Source organism: Streptomyces sp. YIM 121038, from assembly GCF_006088715.1.
Lineage (GTDB): Bacteria > Actinomycetota > Actinomycetes > Streptomycetales > Streptomycetaceae > Streptomyces.
The window spans coordinates 3,978,785-4,002,185 of the sequence record NZ_CP030771.1; the positions used below are offsets into that span (position 1 = coordinate 3,978,785).

The 23,401-nt window shown below is 73.8% G+C and carries 16 protein-coding genes and 1 pseudogene; 7 read left to right on the forward strand and 10 right to left on the reverse strand.

Translation table 11 applies throughout. The features are described 5' to 3' along the window. Nucleotides 1-820: 820 nt before the first annotated feature. Nucleotides 821-1,135 (forward strand): annotated as a pseudogene (locus tag C9F11_RS49940) (FtsX-like permease family protein); the annotation flags it as partial. 1,506 nt (nt 1,136-2,641) lie between these two features. Here the strand turns inward: C9F11_RS49940 and C9F11_RS16645 are convergent. From C9F11_RS16645 to C9F11_RS16660, 5 genes are all read right to left on the reverse strand, one after another. Further along, nucleotides 2,642-4,312, reverse strand: a complete 1,671-nt coding sequence (locus tag C9F11_RS16645; RefSeq protein ID WP_138958190.1) for an IS1182 family transposase — start codon at nt 4,310-4,312, stop codon at nt 2,642-2,644. Nucleotides 4,313-4,645: 333 nt separating this feature from the next. Then, a complete protein-coding gene (locus C9F11_RS16650; RefSeq protein ID WP_138960038.1) occupies nt 4,646-5,290 on the reverse strand; it encodes a response regulator transcription factor in 645 nt (214 codons plus the stop codon). After that, entirely contained in the window at nt 5,278-6,447 is a 1,170-nt protein-coding gene (locus C9F11_RS16655) for a sensor histidine kinase (protein ID WP_138960039.1), read from the reverse strand. Before C9F11_RS16655 ends, C9F11_RS16650 begins: the two co-directional genes overlap by 13 nt. Before the next feature lie 10 nt (nt 6,448-6,457). Further along, nucleotides 6,458-6,622 carry a hypothetical protein gene (locus C9F11_RS47410; RefSeq protein ID WP_171075756.1) on the reverse strand — a complete coding sequence of 55 codons (165 nt, stop codon included), beginning with the start codon at nt 6,620-6,622 and terminating at the stop codon, nt 6,458-6,460. Nucleotides 6,623-6,757: 135 nt separating this feature from the next. Next, nucleotides 6,758-7,390: a TetR/AcrR family transcriptional regulator gene (locus C9F11_RS16660; RefSeq protein WP_138960040.1), complete on the reverse strand. Its 633-nt coding sequence runs from the start codon at nt 7,388-7,390 to the stop codon at nt 6,758-6,760. A gap of 148 nt (nt 7,391-7,538) precedes the next feature. Here C9F11_RS16660 and C9F11_RS16665 point away from each other — a divergent pair, with 148 nt between their 5' ends. The 4 genes from C9F11_RS16665 (at nt 7,539) to C9F11_RS16680 (ending at nt 13,272) form a co-directional block, all read left to right on the forward strand. Then, on the forward strand, nt 7,539-8,462 hold the full coding sequence (locus C9F11_RS16665) for an ABC transporter permease (protein ID WP_138960041.1): 924 nt from the start codon (nt 7,539-7,541) through the stop codon (nt 8,460-8,462). Continuing rightward, nucleotides 8,449-9,228, forward strand: a complete 780-nt coding sequence (locus tag C9F11_RS16670; RefSeq protein WP_138960042.1) for an ABC transporter ATP-binding protein — start codon at nt 8,449-8,451, stop codon at nt 9,226-9,228. The genes C9F11_RS16665 and C9F11_RS16670 overlap by 14 nt, the downstream gene beginning before the upstream one ends. 154 nt (nt 9,229-9,382) lie before the next feature. Beyond that, on the forward strand, nt 9,383-11,599 hold the full coding sequence (locus C9F11_RS16675) for a CDP-glycerol glycerophosphotransferase family protein (protein ID WP_138960043.1): 2,217 nt from the start codon (nt 9,383-9,385) through the stop codon (nt 11,597-11,599). Beyond that, nucleotides 11,596-13,272 carry a glycosyltransferase family 2 protein gene (locus tag C9F11_RS16680; protein WP_138960044.1) on the forward strand — a complete coding sequence of 559 codons (1,677 nt, stop codon included), beginning with the start codon at nt 11,596-11,598 and terminating at the stop codon, nt 13,270-13,272. The genes C9F11_RS16675 and C9F11_RS16680 overlap by 4 nt, the downstream gene beginning before the upstream one ends. Here the strand turns inward: C9F11_RS16680 and C9F11_RS16685 are convergent. From C9F11_RS16685 to C9F11_RS16695, 3 genes are all read right to left on the reverse strand, one after another. Beyond that, nucleotides 13,211-13,723: a GtrA family protein gene (locus C9F11_RS16685; protein ID WP_138960045.1), complete on the reverse strand. Its 513-nt coding sequence runs from the start codon at nt 13,721-13,723 to the stop codon at nt 13,211-13,213. The genes C9F11_RS16680 and C9F11_RS16685 overlap by 62 nt on opposite strands. Then, the gene (locus C9F11_RS16690) at nt 13,720-14,607 is read right to left on the reverse strand and encodes a polyprenol monophosphomannose synthase (RefSeq protein WP_138960046.1); all 888 of its coding nucleotides are present in this window, start codon (nt 14,605-14,607) and stop codon (nt 13,720-13,722) included. The genes C9F11_RS16685 and C9F11_RS16690 overlap by 4 nt, the downstream gene beginning before the upstream one ends. A gap of 192 nt (nt 14,608-14,799) precedes the next feature. Further along, nucleotides 14,800-19,773 carry an NAD-glutamate dehydrogenase gene (locus C9F11_RS16695; RefSeq protein ID WP_138960047.1) on the reverse strand — a complete coding sequence of 1,658 codons (4,974 nt, stop codon included), beginning with the start codon at nt 19,771-19,773 and terminating at the stop codon, nt 14,800-14,802. A 523-nt stretch (nt 19,774-20,296) separates the two neighbouring features. On the opposite strand from C9F11_RS16695, the gene C9F11_RS16700 reads away from it, so the two are divergent. Next, complete coding sequence (locus C9F11_RS16700; protein ID WP_138960048.1) at nt 20,297-20,863, forward strand: DJ-1/PfpI family protein; 567 nt, start codon at nt 20,297-20,299, stop codon at nt 20,861-20,863. A 78-nt stretch (nt 20,864-20,941) separates the two neighbouring features. Here C9F11_RS16700 and C9F11_RS16705 read toward each other — a convergent pair whose 3' ends face one another. After that, nucleotides 20,942-21,619 (reverse strand): HAD family hydrolase, encoded by a 678-nt coding sequence (locus C9F11_RS16705; protein ID WP_138960049.1) that lies wholly within the window; start codon nt 21,617-21,619, stop codon nt 20,942-20,944. Between the two features lie 82 nt (nt 21,620-21,701). Further along, on the reverse strand, nt 21,702-22,217 hold the full coding sequence (locus C9F11_RS16710; protein WP_138960050.1) for a hypothetical protein: 516 nt from the start codon (nt 22,215-22,217) through the stop codon (nt 21,702-21,704). A gap of 561 nt (nt 22,218-22,778) precedes the next feature. On the opposite strand from C9F11_RS16710, the gene C9F11_RS48640 reads away from it, so the two are divergent. Next, nucleotides 22,779-23,291, forward strand: coding sequence for an Rv3235 family protein (locus C9F11_RS48640; RefSeq protein ID WP_249401762.1), 513 nt, complete (start codon nt 22,779-22,781; stop codon nt 23,289-23,291). Nucleotides 23,292-23,401 lie beyond the last annotated feature (110 nt).

Sequence of the window (23,401 nt, forward strand, 5' to 3'; positions counted from 1 at the left end):
GCTGCTCGCGGCCCGCGCGGCGCGCACCCACCGCAAGGCCTGGGCGGCCGTCTTCGCCGCGCTCGTGCTCACCTCGGCCCTGCTCGGCGCCTTCGCGCTCGCCGTGGCCTCCGCGGGCCTCGGCCACGCGCGCGTGGAGCGCTACGCCGCCGCCGACCTCGTGGTCGCCGGGGACCAGCACACCCGCTACACGACCAAGCCGTGGGGCTCGGAGCCCGAGACGGCCACGGCCGGGCTGACCGAGCGCGTCCGGGTGCCGGAACGCGTCCTGGACGTGGTGCGCGCGGTCCCCGGGGTGCGGCGCGCGGTGGCGGACCGGGTGTTCCCCGTCGGCGCCGGGGGCCGGGCGGCGACCGGCCGCCCCTGGGAGGCGGCCCGCCTCGCGCCGTACGCGCTGCGCGCCGGACACCCGCCCCGGCACGACCGCGAGGTCGTCGTGGGCGGCGGCCACGCCCCCGGGTCCCGCGTGCTGCTGCGGGTCGGCGACGCCGAGGCGGCGTACCGGGTCGTCGGCACCGCGCACGGCCCCCGGTCGGCCGTCTACTTCACCGCGGCCGAGGCCCGCCGGCTGGCCCCGGGGACGGGCACCGTGGACGCCGTCGGCGTCGTGACGCGGCCCGGCGTCCGCACCGCCGACGTCTACGACCGGGTGCGCGCGGCCGTGGACGGGGCGGGCCTGCGCGGCGCGGACCGCCGGGCCGAGGGCGACGCGGCCCGGCTGCGCGTCCTCACCGGGAACGGCCGGGGCGCGGCGGAGCACCTGGCCGCCGCGCCCGCCCGCGCGGGCCTCCTGGAGCTCCTCGGCGCGGTGGCGGGCTCCGTGGTCCTCGTCGCGCTCCTCGTCGTCTCCTCCACGGTGGCGCAGGCCCTGCGGCAACGGGCCCACGAGCTGGGCCTGTTGCGGGCCGTGGGCGCGACACCGCGGCAGCTGCGCGGCGCGGTGGGCCGCGAGGTGGGCCGCGTCGCCATGGCCGCGGGGCTGCTCGGCGCGGCGCTCGCTGTCCCGACGCACGCGGGTCTGCGCGCCCTGCTGGACGCCCGCGACGCACTGCCGCCCGGCCTGGAACTTCCCACCCCCGTCTGGCTGTTGGCGCTCCCCCTCGGCACGGCGGGGGTGACGCTCCTCATCGCCCGCCTCGCGGCCCTGTTCGCGTGCGCGCGCACGGCGAAGGCGCGCCCGGCCGAGGCCCTGCGCGAGCCGGAGCCGGGGACCGCGCGCCGTGTCACCGGGCTCGTCCTGCTCGGCGTCGGCGTCACCTCGGCGGGGACGGCCGCGCTGCAGCACGGCCAGGCGGCCGCCGCCGCGGCGAGCGCCGCGGCCCTCGCCCTGGTCATCGGGTGCGCGCTGCTCGGGCCGTGGATCGCGCGCGGCGCGCTGCGCGTGCTCGGCGGGCCGCTGCGGCGCGCCGGGGGCCCGGCCGGGTACCTCGCGGCCGCCAACTGCGCGGCGACGGCGGGCCGTCTGGGCGCGGCGATCACGCCCGTCGTCCTCGTCACGGCCTTCATGGGCGTCCAGCTGTCGGCGGGCGCCACGCTGACGCACGCGGCGGGCGCCCAGCTGCGCGACGCCGTCCGCGCCGACCTCGTCGTCCGGGCCGACGGGGGCCTGCCCGCCGGGGCCCTCGACCGGCTGCGCGCGGCGCCCGGGGTGCGGGCGGCCACCGAGGTCGTCCACAGCACGGTGGTCGTGGCCCGCCGCGAGGCGGGCTCCCCGCGCCTGGACCGCCTCCCCGTCCTGGGCGTGACGGCCCCCGGCCTGCGCCGGACCCTGGATCCCGCCGTCACCGAGGGCACCCTGGCCCGGCTGCGCCCGGGGACGGTCGCGATCAGCCGGGAGCGCGCCCGCGACCTGGACGCGGGCGTCGGCTCCCCGGTGTCCCTGCGCCTCGGCGACGGCACCGCGGTCCGCCCGCGCGTGATCGCGGTGTACGAACGCGGCCTGGGCCTCGGGGACTTCCTGCTCCCCCGCGACGAACTGGTCCGCCACATGTCGGGAGGCGGGCCCGGGGAGCGGCGCGTCCTGGTGACCACGGAGCGTCCCGGCGTCCCCGCCACGGAGCGTCCCGGCGTCCCGGCCGCGGAGCGTCCCGGCGTCCCCGCCACGGAAGGTCCCGGCGTCCCCGCCGCGGAAGGTCCCGGCGTCCCGGCCGCGGTACGGTCCGTCGTGCCCGGGGCGCGGCTCTCCCGGGGAGCCGGTGCCGTGCGGGACGCGGTGCGGGTCGCGCCCGCGGACCAGGCCCTGGCCGATGTGGTCACCGGGGCCGTCGTCGCCGCGATCGGCGGCTTCACCGCCCTCTCCGTGCTGTCCACCCTCGCCCTCATCGGGGTGGGGCGGCGGCCCGAGCTCGCGCTGCTGCGGCGGGTGGGGGCGGGGCGGGCCCAGCTCCGGCGCGTGCTGCGCCTGGAGGCCGGGGCCGTGGCGCTCACGGGCCTCGCCGTCGGCACGGCCGTCGCCCTGGTCCCCCTCACCGCCTTCACCCTCACCTCCGCGGGCACCCTCCCCCACCTGCCCCTCACCCAGGCCGCGCTCATCGTCGCCCTGACCTCCGCCACGGTCTGCGCGGGCACGCTCCTGCCCGCCCGCGGGGCGCTGCGGGGCCGCTATCCCACGAGGGATGCCGTTGGCGAATTCGGGGTCCTGCTACTTCGCCCCGTCGATCGTTTGGTCGGCGGGGCGAAGTCGTGCGAAGTGGCTGGTGCGGGTCCGGGCCAGGGGTGTTCCGGTGAGGTGGGCGTCGAGGCGGGCAAGGTTGATCGCGGTTGCGGTGAGCTGGTGCTGGAGGCGGGTTCTGGCGAGTCCGCGGTAGCGGCACCGGCGCAGACCGGCGGTGTGAACAGCGTGGGAGAGGGTGCCCTCGATGCCGTTGCGGGCCGCGTAGCGTTCCCGCCACTCGGGAGTGCCCTGGGCTGCACGGGCCTGTTGGATCGCCTCGTGTTCGGCCCGGGGCCGCAGGGTGATTTCCCTTCTCGCGGCTCGGGGTGAGCTCACGCACTCGGGGCGCGCGGGGCAAGTGCGGCAGTCAGCGGGTGAGAACCGGACGATGATGATGGGGGCGCCACGATCGGAGATCTTGTCCCGCCATTGGGTGGCGTTCTTGCCGTTCGGGCAGGTCACGGTCTGGCTCTGCCAGTCGATGGCGAAGGCGCTCTGGCTGTAGGGGCCGCTGGCCTGGGCAGTGGTGTTGCCGCGGATGGGGCCGGTCAGGGTGATGCCGTACTGACGATCGGCGGTGACGATGCGGGGTCCGTCGATGTAGCCAGCGTCCAGTAGATGCTCGCCGGGCAGAAGGTCCCTGGCGGCGAGGGCGTCGTGGACCAGGTTGGTGGCCGTGCTGTCCTGGACGGTAGCGTCCTGCGTCAGCACGTTCGTGATCAGGTGAGACGTGTCCGCATCGCAGGTCTCGGTCAAATGGACCTTGAAACCGTCCCACTTGATATCCCGCTTCACACTCGCGCGAGCGTCGGTGTCATAGGGGCTGACCAGGCGAAGAGCACCCGGCGGGCACTCTTTTGGGTCCCGCCATCGCACCTCGCCCTCCGTATCGAACACGTACTGCTGAACCCAGGCCCGGCGCAGGATCTGGACGGCGGGCAGCTCGCGCAGCCACACGGGCGCCCCGGCGGCGTGCACGTCGGCCAGCAGGCGCATGCCGTCCCGGCCGGTCTGCTCGGCCAACTCGGTCCGCTTGGCCTTGCCGGAGGGCAGCCAGTAGTCCTCCGGCCGGGTGGCATACCGGTCGAACCAGGCCGGATCAGCGTGGGCGGACAGCCAGTTGGGGGCCGCAGCGGCGAGTGCGTTGAGCGCAGCGCGCAGGGTCTCGATGACGAACTCCAGCCGGTTCAGCGACCGGATCGCGGCCAGTACGTGGGTGGAGTCGGTGCGGGCCCTGCCTGGCGCCTTCAGCATTCCCGCCTTCCGGGCGGACTCCAGGACGTGGTCGAAGACCTGCTGCCCCGCTTCCGCCTCGACCAGCCGGGTGCGGAACTCGCTGAGTACGGAGTAGTCGAAGCCCGGGTCGGTAAGCTCCAGGCCCAGGGCGTATTTCCAGTCGATCCGGGCCCGCACCGCCAGGGCCGCCTGCCGATCGGGCAGCCCCTCGGCGAACTGGAGTACCGACACCAGCGCGAGCCGGCCCGGGGACCAGGCCGGCTTGCCCCGGGACGGGAACAGATCCGCGAACTGCTCGTCCCGGAACAGCACCCCCAGCTCATCCCGCAACCGGATCGCCAGACTGCCCTTCGGGAACGCCGCCTGGGCCACCCGCACCGTCTCCGCGGGGATCTCCCCATCTCCGATCGGACGCATCGACATCGACACCCACCCCATACGACAACGTCGGCCTTCAAGACCACAACCAGGTCTTGAAGGCCGACGTCACGCAGAGCCCCGAATTCGCCAACGGCATCCCCACGAGGTGAGGAGCCCTCGCGGGTGCGCCCCAGACCCGCCCCTTCCCGATTCCTGGGGGCTCCGCCCCCAGACCCCCGCTCCTCAAACGCCGGAGGGGCTGAAACACAGCCGCAAGCGGCACCATCCAGCCCGTCCGGCGTTTGAGGACGAGGCGCGAAGCGCCGATAAGGGGGTCCAAGGGGGCGAAGCCCCCTTGTTCGGGAAGGGGCGGGTCAGGGGCGCCCCGCGAGGGCATCAGCCCCGGTTCAGATACGCCAGCACAGCGAGGACCCGCCGATGCCCCGAGTCCGTCGGGGGCAGGCCGAGCTTGAGGAAGACGTTGCCGATGTGTTTGCTGACGGCCCGGTCGGAGACCACGAGCGCGGCGGCGATGGACGCGTTGTCCCGCCCCTCGGCCATGAGCTGGAGGACCTCCCGCTCGCGGGGCGTGAGCGAGTCGAGGGGATCGGACCGCCGCCGGGTCAGGAGCTCCGTGACGACCTCGGGGTCGAGCGCGGTGCCGCCCCCGGCCACCCGCTCCAGCGCGTCGAGGAACTCGTCGACCCGCCCGACCCGGTCCTTGAGGAGGTAGCCGACCCCGCCCGCGCCCCCGCCGAGCAGCTCCGCCGCGTACGTCTCCTCGACGTACTGGGAGAGGACGAGCACGGGAAGGCCGGGCAGCTCGCGGCGCGCGGCGAGGGCGGCGCGCAGCCCCTCGTCGCGGAAGCCGGGCGGCATGCGGACGTCCAGGACCGCGACGTCGGGCCGGTGTTCGAGGAGCGCGGGCAGGATCTCGGGCCCGGTGGCCGCGACGGCGGCGACCTCGTGCCCGGAGGTCGAGAGCAGCAGCACGAGGCCTTCCCGCAGCAGGGCGTTGTCCTCGGCGATCACCACACGCACGGCAGCTCCACTTCGATCACGGTCGGCCCCCCGGCGGGGCTGTTCACCTCCATGATCCCGTCGAGCGCGGCGACCCGGCGCCGCATGCCGAGCAGTCCGCTGCCGCCACCGGTTCCTCCGGCGCCCCCGCGGCCCTCGTCGCGCACGGCGATCCGCAGGCCCGTGCGCCGCCGGGCCAGGTCCACCGAGGCGTGCGCGGCCCCGCTGTGCTTGGCGGCGTTGGTGAGGGCCTCGGCGACCACGAAGTACGCGGCGGCTTCGACGGCGGCCGGGGCCCGGGGGCCGTCCTCGACGCCGTCGTCGCGCACCGCCACGGCGAGCCCGCTGCCCGCGGCGAGCGCGCGCACGGCGCCGACCAGGCCCCGGTCGGTGAGGATCGGCGGGTGGATGCCGCGGACCACGTGCCGCAGTTCGGTGAGTGCCTCCTCGGCCTGGAGCTGCGCGTCGTCGAGGAGCTTGCGGGCGGCGTCGGGGTCCTTGTCGTAGGCGCGCTTGGCGAGGCCGACGCGCATCGAGAGGGCGACCAGGCGGGCCTGCGCGCCGTCGTGCAGGTCCCGTTCGATGCGCCGCAGTTCGGCGCCGTGCGCGGCGACGGCGTCCGCGCGCGTGACGGTCAGCTCCTCCACGCGCTCGGCGAGTTCGGCGGCGCGCAGGGCCTGCGGCGCGGGCCTGAGCAGCGCCCGCGACCAGACCGCGTCGAGCGCGGCGAGCCGTCCGATCAGCGGCAGCACGAGGGCCCTGCGGCGCAGCAGCCCGCACCACACGCCGTCGACGAAGGCCCCGAAGACCCACAGCACGAGCATGGCGTAGAGGAACACCAGCCCGTACGCGAAGTGCGCGACGAGCCAGCGCAGATCGCGCCAGGTGCCGGGGTCCCGCAGCGCCGTGCGGACGCGCGCGGTGAGCGGACCGTCCAGCGGCGCGTACGCCTCGGGGATCTCGACGCCGGACCCGCGCGCGACCTGCCGCCGCTTGAACCGGGCGAGGCGCCGCAGCAGCAGCACCGTCTCCGGCAGGACGCCGAGGCCGACGACGATGAGGGAGGCGACGGCCGTGAAGAGCAGCACGCCGACGAACACGTACGAGACGAGCGCGAGGCCCGCGCCCGCCAGCAGCTGCATGGACGCGCGGTCGGCGCGCTCCAGCGTCTCTCGCATGGACAACAGGCTAGGAGTGGCGCTCACGGGTCAGGACCAGGCCCGTGATCGAGCCGATGACGGCGAGCCCGGTGACGACGCTGATGACGACCTGCTGCACGCCGTCGAAGACGAGGCTGCTGAACGCGTTGACGATCACGCCGAGAGCGAGGACGAGCCAGAGCAGGGACTTCATGACGAGGCCTTTCGGGGCGTCCGCTGGTCGCGGAGGACTTCCGTACGCCCCGACTCTGCCGGTCGCGGCGGGTGCGGGGCCAGGGAGGACGCTCCCAGACCGGGGGTGTAGCCCGCTACACCCCCGGGGCCGCCGCTACAGCGCCCTGAGGGCCGCCGCCGTCGCCGCAGTGAGCCGCTCCACATAGCCCTGGGGCAGCTGCCCGCGGACCACCACCGCGCGCCAGTACAGCGGGCCCGACATCAGGTCGAGGGCCAGCTCCTCGTCCAGGCCCGCGCGCAGCTCGCCGCGCGCGGCGGCCTGGGCCACGATGCCGCTGGCGACGCCGTGCTGGCCCTCGCGGAGCGCCTTCTGCAGGGCCGCGTCGATGTCGGGGTTGCGGGCCGCCTCGGCCATCAGGTCGGGGATCACCTGGGAGGCGACGGGGTGGCGCAGGGCGCGCGAGGTCACCTCGTACAGCAGGCGCAGATCGCCTTCCAGGGAGCCGGTGTCGGGCGTGGGCAGGCCCTGGACCGCGAGGGCCGACACCAGGTCGAGGACGAGGTGCAGCTTGGAGCGCCAGCGGCGGTAGACGGCGGTCTTGCCGACGCCCGCGCGGCGCGCGATGCCCTCGATCGACATGCGCGCGTACCCGACGGCGGCGAGTTCCGCGAAGACGGCGGACCGGATGGCCTCGGTCACGTCCTCGCGGAGCACGGCGGCCCCGGCCGGTGCCCTGCGGCCCTGCTCACCCGGCTTCTTCTCGCCCGTCCTGCCGCTCGTCGTCATGGGGACAGCATAGAACGTGACGACGAAACGGTTGCGTCCCGACGTCGGAACGCCCTACTGTCGACGTCACGACGATACGGACCCGTCCCGACGTGGAGGGTGCCGCGCGTCGCCCTCCGCCCCGCGCCCCCGAGCGAAAGCAGCGGACGTGACCCAAGTCCTGGAGAAGCCCCCCGCGACCCCGGCCCCCGCCCCGGCGTCCGGCCCGTCGCCCGCCGAGCTCGCCGCCCGCCACGGCCTCACGGTCAGCGGCGCCCGCGTTCCGCTCGGCACCTATGTGCGCCGGCTGTGGCAGCGGCGCCACTTCGTCACGGCCTTCGCCACCGCGCGGCTCACCGCCCAGTACAGCCAGGCCAGGCTCGGCCAGCTCTGGCAGGTGATGACGCCGCTGCTCAACGCGGCCGTCTACTACTTCGTCTTCGGCGTCCTGATGAACACCAAGCACGACGTGCCCGACTACGTGCCCTTCCTGGTCACGGGCGTCTTCGTGTTCACCTTCACGCAGCAGTCCGCCCTCGCGGGCACCCGCGCCGTCGCGGGCAACCTCGGCCTGGTGCGCGCGCTGCACTTCCCCCGGGCCGCGCTGCCGATCTCGTACTGCCTCCAACAGCTCCAGCAGCTGCTGTTCTCCATGGTCGCGCTGCTCGCGATCCTGCTGTGCTTCGGCGTGCCGCCCACCGCGTCCTGGCTCCTCGTGCCGCCCGCCCTCGCGCTGCAGTTCACCTTCAACGCGGGGCTCGCGCTCGCGCTCGCCCGGCTCGGCGCGCGGACCCCGGACGTCGCCCAGCTGATGCCGTTCGTCCTGCGGACGTGGATGTACGCGTCCGGCGTGATGTGGAGCATCGACAAGGTCCTCGCCGACCGGGACCTGCCGCACGCGGTGACCGTGCTCCTGGAGGCCAACCCGGCCGCCGTCTACATCGACCTGATGCGCTTCGCCCTCATCGACAGCTTCCACGCCGGGCAGCTCCCCGCGCACGTGTGGGCGTGGGCCGTGGGCTGGGCGCTGCTCGCCGGGGTCGGCGGGTTCGTCTACTTCTGGAAGGCGGAGGACACCTATGGACGTGGCTGAGCGGCACGGACGTACCCCCACGGTGATCGCGGACGAGTTGCACATCGTGTACCGGGTGAACGGCGGGAAGACGGGCCGGGGCAGTGCGACGGCGGCGTTGAGCCGGATCGTGCGGCGGGGTGAGTCGCCGGGGGTGCGCAAGGTGCACGCGGTGCGGGGGGTGAGCTTCACGGCGTACCGGGGTGAGGCGATCGGTCTGATCGGGTCGAACGGTTCGGGCAAGTCGACGCTGCTGCGGGCGGTGGCGGGGCTGCTGCCCGCCGAGCGGGGCAGGGTCTACACCGACGGCCAGCCCTCGCTGCTGGGGGTGAACGCGGCGCTGATGAACGACCTGACCGGTGAGCGCAACGTGATCCTGGGCGGTCTCGCGATGGGCATGGGCCGGGAGCAGATCAGGGAGCGCTACCAGCAGATCGTGGACTTCTCGGGGATCAACGAGAAGGGCGACTTCATCACGCTGCCGATGCGGACGTACTCCTCGGGGATGGCGGCGCGGCTGCGGTTCTCCATCGCGGCGGCCAAGGATCACGACGTGCTGATGATCGACGAGGCGCTCGCCACGGGGGACCGCAAGTTCCAGAAGCGCTCGGAGGCCCGCATCCGCGAGCTGCGCAAGGAGGCGGGCACGGTCTTCCTGGTCAGCCACAACAACAAGTCGATCCGTGACACCTGCGACCGGGTCCTGTGGCTGGAGCGCGGCGAGCTGCGCATGGACGGGCCCACCGACGAGGTCATCAAGGAGTACGAGAAGTTCACCGGTAAGTAGCCGGACGGCCGGCCCTCGCGCGCGGAGCCACGCGGAGCCCGGCCGCAGCCCGGCCACAGCCGCCGAACCCCTTTGTGCCGCCAATGTCCGGATCATTACACTATGGGAGCGTTAAGCGGCAGAAGGAGCCCGGAGGGACCCGAAGGAGCACGGCATGAGCGAGGACCGGCCGCACCTGAGCGTCGTCGTCCACGGGCGCAACGTCCAGGGCCACTTGGGCGAGAGCCTCGACGCCCTCGCCCGCCAGCCGGACACCGGCGTGGAGGTCGTCGTCGCCGCCGTCGGCACCTCCGCGCGGGCGGCGGCCGCCCGCCACCCCGGCCTCACCCTCGTCGCCCTGCCCGACGGCACCCCCGACGGCGCGGCCCGCGCGGTGGGCGCCGCCCGGGCCCGGGGCCGCTGGCTGCACTTCGTGCCCAGCAAGGACAGCGTGCCCACGGGCGCCGCCCGCGCCGTCGCCGAGCGCGTGGCCGCGCTGCCGGACACCGTGGACGTCCTGCTCACCGACCACACCCGGTCGACCTGGCGCCACACCCGGCTGCCGAGCCCCGACGGCCGGTTCCTGGCGCAGCCGGGCCGCCGCGACGTGCGCCTCGCGGACTGCCCCGACCTGCTGAGGACCGTTCCGCTCCTGGGCACCCGCGTGCTGCGCCGGGACTTCTGGCAGGCCCGGCGGGACCAACTGGCCACGGACGACGAGCTGTTCGCGGCGTACGCCGCGCTCCTGAGCGCCGACCGGATCGCGGCGTACGACCAAGTCGCCCTGGAGGAGCGGCAGGTGCGGCCCCAGAGCCTGCCGCCGCCCACGGCCGCGGACCGCTTCGCCCTCCTGGAGACGTACGAGCGGCTGCTGCGCCTGGCCGAGGAGCGCGCGGCGGGCGCGGGGCCGCTCGGCGTCCTGTACGCGGCGATGGTCACCGCCAGTCTGCGGACCGTGGCCCGCGCGGAGCTCCCGGAGCCGGAGGCCCGGGAGTTCTTCCACCGTGCCTCGCTCGCGGCGGTCGCCTTCCGCCCGCCCGGACACCGGCGCCCCGGCGGCCTGGAGGGCGTGCGCCGCCGTCTGCTCGAAGAGGACGCGTACCCGAAGTACCGCGCCGTCCAGGCCGCCGACCAGCGGCGCCGCCAGGTGCGCTCGGCGGTGGCGGGCGGCAGGAGAAGGGCGGCGAGGACCGTCCGCGGCCTCCAGTACCAGCAGGACCTGCGGCGCCCCCTCGACCCCCGCCTCGCGGTGTTCTCGGCCTACTGGGACCGGGGCGTGGCCTGCAACCCGGCCGCGATCGCGGCGAAGCTCGCCGAGCTCGCGCCCCACATCCACCCCGTATGGGTGGTGTCGCGGGCGAACGAACCGCTGCTTCCGCCGGGCACCGACCACGTGATCCCCGGCAGCCGCCGCTACTGGCGCGTCATGGCGACGGCCAAGTACCTGGTGAACAACGCCAACTTCCCCAACGCGATCGTCAAGCGGCAGGGCTCCGTCCACCTCCAGACCCACCACGGCACCCCCCTGAAGCGCATGGGCCTCGACCAGCTCGACCACCCGGCCGCCGCGCAGGGTCTCAACTTCCACGACCTGCTCGCCCGCGTCGACCGCTGGGACTACAGCGTCAGCTCCAACACCCACTCCACGGAAATGTGGCAGCGCGCCTACCAGTCCCGCTACGTCGAACTCGACCACGGCTACCCGCGCAACGACGTCTACTACACCGCGACGGCCGCCGACGTCCGGGCCGTCCGCGACCGCCTCGGCATCGCCCCCGGCAGCCGCGCCCTGCTCTACGCGCCCACGCACCGCGACTACGAGGCGGCCTGGACCCCGCGCCTGGACCTGGCCGCCCTGGCGGACCGCCTCGGCGAGGACACCGTCCTCCTCGTCCGGGGCCACTACTTCTACGGCGGCGGCGCGGGCCCGTCCCTCGCCGCACCGCGCCGCACCGGCCGGGTCCTGGACGTGTCCGCGTACGACCCGGTGGAGGACCTCGCCCTGGCGGCGGACGCGCTGATCACGGACTACTCCTCCCTCATGTTCGACTACGCCAACCTGGACCGGCCGATCGTCGTCTACGCCGACGACTGGGAGACGTACGCGACGACGCGCGGGGTCTACTTCGACCTGCTCGCCGAGCCCCCGGGCGCGGTGGCGCGCACCCAGGAGGAGCTGACGGAGGTCCTCACCACCGACGCCTGGCGGGACGCGGCCGCGGGGCGGGCGCGGGCGGCCTTCCGGCGCCGCTTCTGCGAGTTCGACGACGGCCGCGCGGCGGAGCGGGTGGTGCGCCGCGTGTTCCTCGGCGAACCGGAGTCGGCGCTGCCGCCCGTCGTGCCGCTCGACGGGCGCACCCCCGCCCCGACGCCCGGGGAGGCGGCTCCGTGACCCCCGACGTGACGATCACGGTCATCGTCTTCAACGACGCGGACCGCCTGCCGCGCGCGGTCCGCTCCGCGCTCCGGCAGACCCACGGCGACATCGAGGTGATCATCAGCGACGACCACTCGACGGACGCCACCCCGCGCGTGGCCCGCGAACTCGCCGCCCGGGACCCGCGCGTCCGGTATCTGCGGCTGCCCGCGAACAGCGGCGGGTGCAGCGCGCCCCGCAACCGCGCGATCGACCTCGCCCGCGCCCCGTACCTGATGTTCCTCGACAGCGACGACGAACTGCCCGAGCGCGCCGTGGAGTCGCTGCTCGCCGCCCACGCCGAGCGGGAGGCCGACTTCGTGATGGGCGCCGTCGAGCGCGTCCGCGTCGACACCGGCCGCACCTCCACGTGGATGCCCCACCTGGTCGCGGAGCGCCGCACGGTCGAGGGCATCGAGACCGAACCCGGCCTGCTCTTCGAGCACCTGTCGACGAGCAAGATGTACCGCAAGTCCTTCCTGGACCGGAACGGCCTGCGCTTCCCCGAGGGCATCCACTACGAGGACCAGCTCTTCACGGCCCAGGCCTACTGCCTGGCCAAGGCCTTCACCGTGATCCCCGAGCCCGTCTACCGCTGGTACATAGAGCCCTACGGCGCCGCCTCCGCGGCCTCCATCTCCAACCAGCGGCACAAGCTGGCCAACGTGCGCGACCGCGTGCACGTCCAGGGCCTCATCGACGACTTCCTGCGCACCAGCGGGACCACCGGGCACACAGCCCTGCGCGAGGCCAAGGACTACAAGTTCCTCAAACACGACTTCCGCCTGTACGCGGGCGACCTGCCCCACCGCGACGATGCCTGGCTGCGCGGCTTCGCGGACCTCGTGAACCCGTATCTGGCGGGCCTGTCCCCCGCGGCGTACGAGCGCCTTCCGCGCGCCGAGCGCGTGGTCCTGCGCCTGGTGCGGGACGGACGCCTCGACGAGGCCCGGGTGGCCGCCCGCGCCCTCGGCCACCCCGTCGCCCCGCGCGAGGCGACGGCCGACCGGGACGGCCGCCTCTACTGGGGCGCGCGGCTCCCCGAGACCCCCGCGGCCCGGCGCGACCTGGACCTCACCGACCTGGCCCTGGACACCCGGCCGTTCCCCGGCGCCCTGTTCCGCCACGAGCTCACCCGGATCGAGCCGGGCCCCGGCGCGACCCTGCGCCTGAGCGTGCGCACCTACGACCCGGGGCTACGGCTCCCGGTGGGCCCGCGGGTGGCGTCGCTGGTCGTCGCCCCGGGCGGGCGGCGCCTGACGGTCCGCTTCCGCCTCGACCCCGTGCGCCCCGGCGTCTTCGCGGGCGAGACCGTGCTCGACCTGACCCGCGCCGCCCTGCCGCCCCAGGGCTTCGAGGGCGTCCGGCACCCCCTGGTCCAGCTCACCGAGGGGCGGCTGCGCAACAGCGGCCTGCTGCTCGCGCCCCTGGACTTCCCCGCGGTCACGGCACGCGTCGGCTACCGGCACGGCACCGCGCCGCACCGGGTCACGGCGGAGCCGGAGGGGCGGGGCGCGGGCCGCCTCCAGCTGCGCTGGACGCCCGTGGGCGTGACCGCGCGCCTGGTGCGGCCCCTGGCGCTGCGGCTCACGCGCTCCGCGGCTGGGCGCGGTGCTGGAACACCCAGGTCCGGTACACCAGGAACCTGAAGGCCGACGCCAGGACGATGGACTGGGCCTTGGCGACGTTGGCACCGAGGGGGCCGTTCAGCCCCGCCCCGTGGTACGCCGCGTAGAACAGCAGGGTCTCCATCGCCACGCCGATGCCGCTGAAGGCGAAGAACAGCACGATCTGGCGCCGGGTGCGACGGGCCCGGTCCCGGTAGGCGAAGAAGCGGAAGCCCAGGTAGTTGGTGCCCATGGCGACGACGCTGGCGAGGACCGTCGCGGCCATGGGGGCCGAACCCAGGCCGTGCAGCAGCAGGTTGAAGACGAGGAAGTTGACCGCGACGCCGCTGCCGCCGACCACGCCGAACTTGGCGAGCTCCACGCACAGCCGGCGCAGCCGCGGCGGGACCCGCCGCGCCGGTGCCACACGCTGCCCCGCCGCCTCGTGCGGCGCGCCCGCGAGCCGGGCCGCCTCGTGGAGGGTGCTCGTCATCCCAGCGGCCCCCGGTCGCCGCGCGCCGCCCGCGCCGCCCGGCCCACGAGGGCGTCGCGCGCCCCGCGGCGGGTGTCGCGCAGGCGCAGCTTCCAGGGCATGGCGACCGACTCCAGCTGCACCATCAGATTCATCTTGGACTCGCCGACGGTGCGGTCCTCGAAGTGGATGGGCACCTCCACGAGGCCGAAGCCGTGCCGCAGCGCGCGGTACTTCATCTCGACCTGGAAGCTGTAGCCCGCGCTGTCGACCGTCGCCAGGTCCACGGCGCGCACGGCGTCGGCGCGCCACAGGTTGAAGCCGCCGGTGATGTCCCTGACCCGGGTGCCGAGGATCGTGCCCGCGTACGCGTTGGCCCAGCGGGACAGCAGTTTGCGGTGGGCGCCCCAGGCATCGGAGAGCGTGCCGCCCTGGACGTAGCGGCTGCCGACGACGACCCCGGCGTCGGTGGCGAGGGCCACGCCTAGCAGCTCGGCGACCTTGTCGGCGGGGTGGCTGCCGTCGGCGTCCATCTGGAGCACGTAGTGCGCGCCGTCGGCGACGGCCCGCGCCATGCCCGCCGCGTAGGCCCGGCCGAGGCCGTCCTTCTCGGTGCGGTGCAGGACGCTCATGCGGCGCGTCCCGTACGTCTCCTCGACGCGCCGGGCGTGCTCCTCGGCGAGGGCCCCGGTGCCGTCGGGGCTGGAGTCGTCGACGACGAGCAGGCGCAGGCCGGGCAGCGGCAGCGCCATGAGGGCCCTGGCCATGCCGGGCAGATTGCCCGCCTCGTTGTACGTCGGCATCACGACGGTGAGCGGAGTGGCTCCCCACTCCTCGGGCAGCTGCGGCGCTCCGAAGGCACGGACCGCGCTTTCCGCAGCGTCCAGCGGACTTGCTTCTGTCATCGGCTTACCCTGTGACCTTCCCGAAATAATCTCATTCACCGTACCCCAAATGCCCGATTTGCCAGCGCAGGCGCGTGCGGCGTGTGCGACGTGTGCACCGTCGGCGACGGACGCGGACGCGGCGCGGAACACCGCGGGAAAAACAGGGGCGCCCCGCACCGAACGGTGCGGGGCGCCCCGGCGACGCGGGGACTACGAATGCGTACGCAGCAGCGTGCGCATGGTCCGCATGGCCACCGACAGGTTCGCCAGGTCGAAGGCGTCCGAGCCCTGGATCTCCTCCAGGGTGGTCCTGGCCCGGCCGAGGATCGCGGCGTTCTTCTCCTCCCACGCCTTGAAGCGCTGCTCGGGCGTCGAGGAGCCGTCGCCCGCGGCCAGGATGTCGGCCGTCAGCGCGGCGTGCGCCGCGTACAGGTCCTCGCGGATGGAGGCCCGCGCCATGGACTGCCAGCGGTCGTTGCGCGGCAGCTCGATGATGCGGTCCATCAGCTGCGTGATCCGGAGCCGGTCGGCGAGGTCGTAGTACACCTCGGCGACGTCCAGCGGGTCGCGGCCCGTGCGGTCGGCCACGGCGACGATGTCGAGCGCGGGGAAGGCCGAGGAGAACCCGGCCACGCGCTGCGCCAGCTCGTCCGGCACCCCGGCGCCGGTCAGCTCCTCGCGGATGTTCTCGTACCACTCCAGGTCCGAGCCGCGCACCAGCTTGGGCAGCGACGCCCACACCTGGGTGACGCCCTCGCTGAAGAAGCTGACCGTCTCGGCGAGCTGCAGCGGCTGCGGCCGGTTGTTGAGCAGCCAGCGCGTGCCGCGCTCGACGAGGCGGCGGCAGTGCAGGCGGACCCGCGTCTGCACGTCGGCGGCCACCACGTTGTCCAGCGCCTCGACGGCGTCCCACACCTCGCCGAGCCCGAAGATCTCGCGGGCGGCGAGCTGCGCCCGGACGATCTCCTCCAGGGACGCGCCGGTCTCCTCGCGCAGCCGGTGCAGGAAGGTGGAGCCGCCCGAGTTCACGGTGTCGTTGACCAGGACCGTGGTGATGATCTCCCGGCGCAGCGCGTGCCCGTCGACCTGCTCGGGGAACTTCTCCCGCAGCGCCTTCGGGAAGTACGCGTGCAGCAGCCGCTGGAGGTACGCGTCGTCCGGCAGCGAGGTCTGGATCAGCTCGTCCGCCGTCACGATCTTCGTGTACGCGAGCAGGACGGCCAGCTCCGGCTGCGACAGACCGCGCCCGGAGCCGAGCAGCTCCCGGACCTGCCGGTCGGTCGGCAGGAACTCCAGGGAGCGGTCCAGATGGCCCTCGCGGACCATGCGCCGCATGAAGCGCTGGTGCGCGTGCAGCAGCGAGGGGGCCTCGAAGACGGAGTTGGCGAGCGCCGTGTTCTGCGCGTAGTTGTTGCGCAGGACGAGCTGGCCGACCTCGTCGGTCATCTGGGCGAGCAGCTTGTTGCGCTGCTTGACGGTCATGTCCCCGGCCTGCACCACGGCGTTCAGCAGGATCTTGATGTTCACCTCGTGGTCGGAGGTGTCCACGCCCGCGCTGTTGTCGATGGCGTCCGTGTTGATGCGTCCGCCCGCGCGGGCGAACTCGATCCGGCCGAGCTGGGTGAGGCCGAGGTTGCCGCCCTCGCCGACGACCTTCACGCGCAGGTCGGCGCCGTTGACGCGGATGGCGTCGTTGGCCTTGTCGCCGACGTCCGCGTGCGACTCGGCGGACGCCTTCACGTACGTGCCGATGCCGCCGTTCCACAGCAGGTCGACCGGCGACTTCAGGATGGCCTGCATCAGCTCGGCGGGCGTCATCTTGGCGCCGCCGGTCTCGATGCCGAGGGCCTCGCGGATGTGCGCGTTGAGCTGGATCGCCTTGGCCGAGCGCGGGAAGATCCCGCCGCCCGGGGAGAGCAGGTCCTTGTTGTAGTCGGCCCAGCTGGAGCGGGGCAGCTCGAACAGGCGGCGGCGCTCGGCGTACGAGGTGGCCGCGTCCGGGTTCGGGTCGATGAAGATGTGCCGGTGGTCGAAGGCGGCCACCAGGCGGATGTGCTCCGACAGGAGCATGCCGTTGCCGAACACGTCGCCGGACATGTCGCCGACGCCGACGACGGTGAAGTCCTCGGTCTGCGTGTTCACGCCCAGCTCGCGGAAGTGCCGCTTCACGGACTCCCAGGCGCCGCGCGCGGTGATGCCCATGCCCTTGTGGTCGTAGCCCGCGCTGCCGCCGGAGGCGAAGGCGTCGCCGAGCCAGAAGTTGTAGCTCTCGGCCACCTCGTTGGCGATGTCGGAGAACGTCGCCGTGCCCTTGTCGGCCGCGACCACCAGATAGGTGTCGTCCTCGTCGTGGCGCACCACGTCGGCCGGGGGCACGACCTCGCCCGCGACCAGGTTGTCCGTGATGTCCAGCAGCGCCGAGATGAAGATCTTGTAGCAGGCGACGCCCTCGGCGAGCCACGCGTCACGGTCCACCGACGGGTCGGGCAGCTGCTTGGCGACGAAGCCGCCCTTCGCGCCGACCGGCACGATCACGGTGTTCTTCACCATCTGCGCCTTGACCAGGCCGAGGATCTCCGTACGGAAGTCCTCACGCCGGTCCGACCAGCGCAGGCCGCCGCGCGCGACCTTGCCGAAGCGCAGGTGCACGCCCTCCACGCGCGGCGAGTACACCCAGATCTCGTACGCGGGCCGCGGCGCCGGCAGGTCGGGGATGGCCTGCGGGTCGAACTTCATGGAGACGTAGCCGTGCGGCTTGCCGCCCGCCGCCTCCTGGAAGAAATTGGTACGCAGCGTCGCCTTGATGACGGTGAGGAAGGAGCGCAGGATGCGGTCCTCGTCGAGCGACGCCACCTGGTCGAGGGCGCCGTCGAGCTCTTCGAGCAGGCCGTCGGTCAGCTCGGTGCCCGCGCGCTGGCGCTCGGGCGACATCCGGGCCTCGAAGAGGGAGACGAGCAGCCGCGTGGTGTGGACGTTGTTGCGGAGGGTGTCCTCCATGTAGTCCTGGCTGAAGGTGGAGCCCGCCTGGCGCAGGTACTTGGCGTACGCGCGCAGGACCATCGCCTGGCGCCAGTTCAGACCGGCGCGAAGGACGAGCGAGTTGAAGCCGTCGACCTCGGCCTCGCCGGTCCAGGCGGCGGCGAAGGCCTCCTGGAAGCGCTCGCGGCCGTCGTCGCCCAGGTAGTCGCCGCTGCCGTTGCCCAGCTTGGGCATGCGCAGGCCGAAGTCGTAGATCCACGCGTTCGTACGGTCCGCGCAGCGCAGCTCGTACGGCCGCTCGTCGGTGACCTCCACGCCCAGGCGCTGGAGGACGGGCAGGACGGCGGACAGCGAGACCTGGCCGCCGGAGCGGTAGATCTTGAAGCGGCGCTCGTCGGGGGCGGCGCCCACCGGCTCGTACAGGCTGAGCGCGAAGTCCTTGTGGCCCTGCTGGAGGTGCTCCAGGTGGACCAGGTCGGCGACGGCGGCGCGCGGCGTGTGGTCGGCCTTGTAGCCCTCGGGGAACGCTCCCTGGTAGCGGCGGAGCAGCTCGGCGGCGCGCTCCTCGCCGCACTCGGCGGTCAGCGCCTCGGCGAAGCCGTCGGCCCAGGAGCGGGCGGCCTCCACCAGACGGGACTCGATGCGCTCGACGTCGGTGTCGGAGAGCGCGGGGACCTCGCCGCCCTTGGGCACGCGGACCACGAAGTGGATGCGGGACAGGATCGACTCGGTGTTCCAGGCCGTGAAGTCGACGCTGGCGCCGTTGAGCTCTTCCTTGAGGATGTCGATGATCCGCAGCCGGACGCCGGTGGTGTAGCGGTCGCGCGGCAGGTAGACCAGGGCCGAGTAGTAGCGCCCGTACACGTCCTTGCGGAGGTAGAGCCGCAGCCGGCGGCGCTCCTGGAGGTACAGGACGCTGGTGACGATCGACCGCAGCTCGTCGGGGGGCGTCTGGAACAGCTCGTCGCGCGGGTACGTCTCCAGGATCTGGAGCAGGTCGCGGCCGTCGTGGCTGTTGGGCGAGAAGCCCGCGCCCTTGAGGACCTCGGCGACCTTGCGCCGGATGACGGGCACGCGGCGCACCGACTCGGTGTACGCGGCGCTGGAGAAGAGGCCGAGGAAGCGGCGCTCGCCCACCACGTTGCCGTCGGCGTCGAACTTCTTCACGCCGACGTAGTCGAGGTAGGACGGCCGGTGGACGGTGGCGCGGCTGTTGGCCTTCGTCAGGACGAGGAGCTTGTGCTCGCGGGCCTTGGCACGGGCGTCGGCAGGCAGCCGGTTGAAGGACGGGCCGCCCGGGTGGTGGTCGTCGCCGCTGTGCTTGGGGTCGGAGCGCAGGATGCCGAGGCCGGTGCCGGGCACGGCGGTGAGGGAGTCCTCGTCGGTGAGGTCGTACTCGCGGAAGCCGAGGAAGGTGAAGTGGTCGGCGGCCAGCCAGCGCAGCAGCTCGCGGGCCTCCTCGACCTCCTCGTCCCGGACGTCGGTCGCGGTCGGTTCGGTCGGCAGCTCGTCGGCGATGCGCAGCGCGGACTCGCGCATCTTCTCCCAGTCCTCGACGGTCTCGCGGACGTCGGACAGGATGCGCAGCAGGTCGGTGGTGATCTGCTTCAGGTCGGAGCGGTCGGTCTCGCGGTCGATCTCGACGTGGATCCACGACTCGGTGAGCGTGTCGTGCGGCTTGTCCGCCCCGGCGGGCTGCGCGGGCAGCACCTCGAGAAGCTTGCCGGTCAGGTCGCGGCGCACGATGACCTGCGGGTGGATGACGACGTGGATGCCGCGGTTCTGCCGCGACAGCTCGTTCGTCACGGAGTCCACGAGGAACGGCATGTCGTCGGTGACGACCTCGACGACGGAGTGGCTGCACGTCCAGCCGTTCTCCTCGACCGTGGGCGTGTGCACCCGGACGTTCGCGGTGCCCTGCGGGCGGTTCTCCGCGAGGCGGTAGTGCGAGAAGGCGGCGCCGAAGACGTCGACCGGGTCGCGGTCGGTGAGGTCCTCTGGGGCGGTGTGCAGGTAGTAGCGCTGGAGGAACGCGAACACCTTGTCCTGGTCGGACTGGGCGGCCGGGTCCGAGCCGGACCCGCCACCGCCCTTCGACCCGGTCGGTGCTCCCGTTGGCAGGCGCCCCCCGACCGGGCTGTTCTCAGCTACCCGGGCGGCCCGCGCGAGCAGCTCGGCCTTGGCTTCGTCCAGCTTGGTCTGCATTGTCCTCTGACTCCTGTCGCGCGCCGTTGCGTGACGTAGAAGGAAGTGATGTGACGTAACGCCGCGACGCGGGGTCTCCGGTCGAGGTCGACGTTATGCCGCGATGAGCGATGAGCGGGCGGGATTCCGCCATTTCCGGGGTGATCGTTGGCCGGTCCTGAGGGGCGCGCTGACCGCGCTGTCCGCACCGCGGGAAAACGTCAGCGCGGCGCCCGGCACGGATGTCCTCCGTGCATAGCGGGCGCAAGGCGGAGGCGGCGGTGCCTCCGCGGGATATCGCGCTGATCACGGGACAAGGCTATCGCCCTCCACCGGGAACTCGTCATGAGCCGTATGTGTACAAAACCTGGGCCCGAACTTTGACAGTCTGCACAGTCCCGCCCTCCCGGTCCCCGTGCGGCCCGGGAGGCCCTCTTGGCAAACGCCCCCGTCGGATGCACGTTGACCTGGACGGCCGCCACGAGGCGACCGGCAGGCGGACGGCGCGCGACGTACGACGCGGCGAGCAGGGGAGCGAGCAGCGATGGCAGCCAAGATCCTGATAGTCACCGGTGACGCGGCGGAGTCACTGGAGGTCCTCTACCCGTACCAGCGACTGCGTGAGGAGGGGTACGACGTCCATATCGCCGCCCCGTCCCGCAAGAAGCTCCAGTTCGTCGTGCACGACTTCGAGCCGGGCTTCGACACCTACACGGAGAAGCCCGGGTACACCTGGCCCGCCGACCTGGCCTTCGCGGAGGTCGACCCCGGGCAGTACGTCGCCCTCGTCGTCCCCGGCGGGCGGGCGCCCGAGTATCTGCGCGGCGACCTCGAGCTCCGCAAGATCCTCAAGGCCTTCTTCGACGCGGACAAGCCGGTGGCGCAGATCTGCCACGGCCCCCTGCTCACCGCGGCGGTCGGGGGCCTCGCGGGCCGCCGCGTCACGGCCTATCCGGCCCTGGAGATCGACATGCAGACCGCCGGGGCCACCTTCCAGGACGCGGAGGCGGTCGTCGACGGCACGCTGGTCTCGGCCCGGGCGTGGCCGGACCACTCGGCGTGGATGCGGGAGTTCCTCACGGTCCTCAGGGCGAAGGCGCCGGTGACGTAGCTCTCCTCCTGGGTCGTCCCCCTGGTTGTGGGCAGCTGGTCCCCCAAGGGGCCGGGGGCTGGGGGCAGGGGGCCGGGGCTACGCCACCAGGCTTTCCGCGAGGTCCACGGCCTCGCCGAGGGAGTCCACGACGGGAACCCCGGCGAGCTCAAGGCTGCCCCGGCTGTGCGACCCCCCGGTGTACAGCACCGCCCGCGCCCCGACGTGCGCCGCGGCCACCGCGTCGTCCACCGCGTCCCCGATCACGACGATCCGCGCCGCGTCGACCCCGTCGAGCGCCGCGAGGTGCCGCACCATCCGCTCGGCCTTCCCCGTGTGCGACCCGTCCGTACGCCCGTCGATCCGTACGAACCGCTCGGCGATCCCGTGCCGCCGGACCAAGGGCACCAGCTGCTCGTGCGGCGCCAGCGAGAGGAGGGACTGCGTCCGCCCCGCGGCCTGCCGCCCGGCGAGCAGCTCCGCCGCCCCCTCCGCGAGGGCGCACGCGTCCACCCGCGCCCCGTAGTGCTTGTGGAAGACGGCGTCCATCATCAGCCACTCGTCCTCCGTGGGCAGCCGCCCCATCAGCCGCTCGTAGAACCGCGGCACCGGCACGCAGTACAGCTCGCGATACCGCTCAAGAGTGATCGGCTCCAGGCCTATCTCGACGAACGACGCGTTCGTCGCGTCGATCACGGCGTGGATGTCGTGCAGGAGTGTCCCGTTCCAGTCCCAGACGATGTGGGCCCCGTGCGCCCCGCGCTGCAGCTTCCCCATGCACAAGACCGTACCCGGCCCCACTGACAGCACCGCTCCCACGGCCCTCGGGGCCGGAGCGGGGCCGGGGCAGGCTCAGGGCTCAGGCGCCGGGCCCGACCAGGTTCGGGATCTCCTGGGTCGCGTACCAGAGCAGCTCGTGGTCCTCCGCGCCGTCCACGACGAACTGGGCGTCGTCGTCGCCCTGGTCCGCCGCCCCCAGCGCGTCCGCCGCCGCCGTGACGTCCGGCTCCGCGTCGTCCGCGTCCACGTGCACGGCCGCCGCCTTGGCCAGCGGCAGCGCGCCCGCGATCCGCACCTCGCCGAGCGCCCCCGCGTCCAGGCCCCGGTCGGGGTCGGCCACGGCGGCACGGTCCGGCACGTCCGCCGCGAGGACGACCCGGCGCCGCGCGGTGCCGGGCTCGCCCGCGAGCAGCCGCAGCGAGGCGAGCGCCGCCCGGTTGAGGGCCGCGTACTCCAGTTCCTCGATGTCGTCGGACACGTACCACTCGCGCAGCGCGGGCGTCACGGCGTACGCGGTCAGCGGCCCGGGACCCACCTCGCCCGCCTCGTGCGCCTGCGCGAGACGGGGCAGTGTCAGGGGTACGTAGACGCGCATGGCTTGGCCGCTTTCGTAGTAGCGAAGGCTCCCGGCAGGGGCTTCAGGATACGTGCGCGCGTCCCCCTTCGAGGTGCTGCCCGAGCCCCTCGCCGCGTCCACTCCCGTCCGGCCCGTCACCCGCACCGGCCCCGTGGCCAGGGGGTCGCGGGCCCCTCCGCTCACCCGGATGAGCGAACCGCCCCGGCGGGCTCGCCGGGGCCTCGGGAGCGTTGCCACGGCCGCTCTCGCCGCCGTACAAGATCCCAGTGAAGTTACCCCTCGGTATCCCGGCGCCGATCCCGAACCCGTCCCCCGGATCCCGGTCCCGAACCGGTCCCCAACCCCGGCCCCGAACCCGTCCCCGCATCCCAGGCCCGCATCCCAGGCCCGAATCCCGGGCCTGAATCCCAGCCCCCGATCCGGTCCCGGGTCCCGCGTCCCGACGCCGGGTCCCGCGTCCCGGGTCCCGCGTCCCGACCCCGGGTCCCGCGTCCCGGGTCCCGCGTCCCGACCCCGGGTCCCGCGTCCTGAGGGCCGGGCCCATCCGCTCTCGCCGTTACCCGTTCCGGAGGCCCTGCCGTGTCCCAATCCCCCACACCGCCGCCCGTGGCCGCCGCGCCCGCCGCGCCCGCCGGGCCGAAGGTCATGACCCGGCCCCGCCGCCCGGCCGCGTCCCGTCCACCGGCGGGGCGTCCGCCCGGGCGCCCCGATCCGCGCCGCCCCGGCTCCCGGTCGCACCGGGTGCCCGCGCAGCCTCCCCCGCACCCGGCGGAGCTCTTCACGGAGCTGCTGTTACTGGTGCTCAGCGGCCAGCGCCCGGTCCACGCGGTGGCCCGCCACGTCGCCCACACCGCCTACGACGACCTCGTCCGGCTCGCCGAGCTGCTTCCGCTGCGCTCCGTGGGCGGCCACCGGCCCGCGGTGCGGCGCGTCGGCCACTACGAGGTGCGGCCCGGCGTCTACGAGGTCTTCGCCCGCGTCGGCGCGGGCCCCGCGCTGCGCGCCCTGGCGTTCCGGCTGCACCGGGGCGACGACGAGCGCTGGCGCTGCACCGCCGTGGAGGTCGACAGCGGCGTACGGCACCGGGCGTGAACGCCGGAGAGCGCCGGGTGCCGCCCGGGGAACGCCGAAAACGCCCGGGGCGCGGGAGGACGCCCGGGAACGCCGAAGGGCCGGGTGCCACCGGCACCCGGCCCCGCTCG

Bases quoted from the DNA above. Each gene is read 5' to 3' on its own strand.
- C9F11_RS16660 (WP_138960040.1), bottom strand. From the start codon at position 7,390: ATGACGACGAGCGGCAGGACGGGCGAGAAGAAGCCGGGTGAGCAGGGC.
- C9F11_RS16645 (WP_138958190.1), bottom strand. From the start codon at position 4,312: ATGTCGATGCGTCCGATCGGAGATGGGGAGATCCCCGCGGAGACGGTG.
- C9F11_RS16670 (WP_138960042.1), top strand. From the start codon at position 8,449: ATGGACGTGGCTGAGCGGCACGGACGTACCCCCACGGTGATCGCGGAC.
- C9F11_RS16675 (WP_138960043.1), top strand. From the start codon at position 9,383: ATGAGCGAGGACCGGCCGCACCTGAGCGTCGTCGTCCACGGGCGCAAC.
- C9F11_RS16690 (WP_138960046.1), bottom strand. From the start codon at position 14,607: ATGACAGAAGCAAGTCCGCTGGACGCTGCGGAAAGCGCGGTCCGTGCC.
- C9F11_RS16695 (WP_138960047.1), bottom strand. From the start codon at position 19,773: ATGCAGACCAAGCTGGACGAAGCCAAGGCCGAGCTGCTCGCGCGGGCC.
- C9F11_RS16655 (WP_138960039.1), bottom strand. From the start codon at position 6,447: ATGCGAGAGACGCTGGAGCGCGCCGACCGCGCGTCCATGCAGCTGCTG.
- C9F11_RS16700 (WP_138960048.1), top strand. From the start codon at position 20,297: ATGGCAGCCAAGATCCTGATAGTCACCGGTGACGCGGCGGAGTCACTG.
- C9F11_RS16705 (WP_138960049.1), bottom strand. From the start codon at position 21,619: ATGGGGAAGCTGCAGCGCGGGGCGCACGGGGCCCACATCGTCTGGGAC.
- C9F11_RS16710 (WP_138960050.1), bottom strand. From the start codon at position 22,217: ATGCGCGTCTACGTACCCCTGACACTGCCCCGTCTCGCGCAGGCGCAC.
- C9F11_RS47410 (WP_171075756.1), bottom strand. From the start codon at position 6,622: ATGAAGTCCCTGCTCTGGCTCGTCCTCGCTCTCGGCGTGATCGTCAAC.
- C9F11_RS16685 (WP_138960045.1), bottom strand. From the start codon at position 13,723: ATGACGAGCACCCTCCACGAGGCGGCCCGGCTCGCGGGCGCGCCGCAC.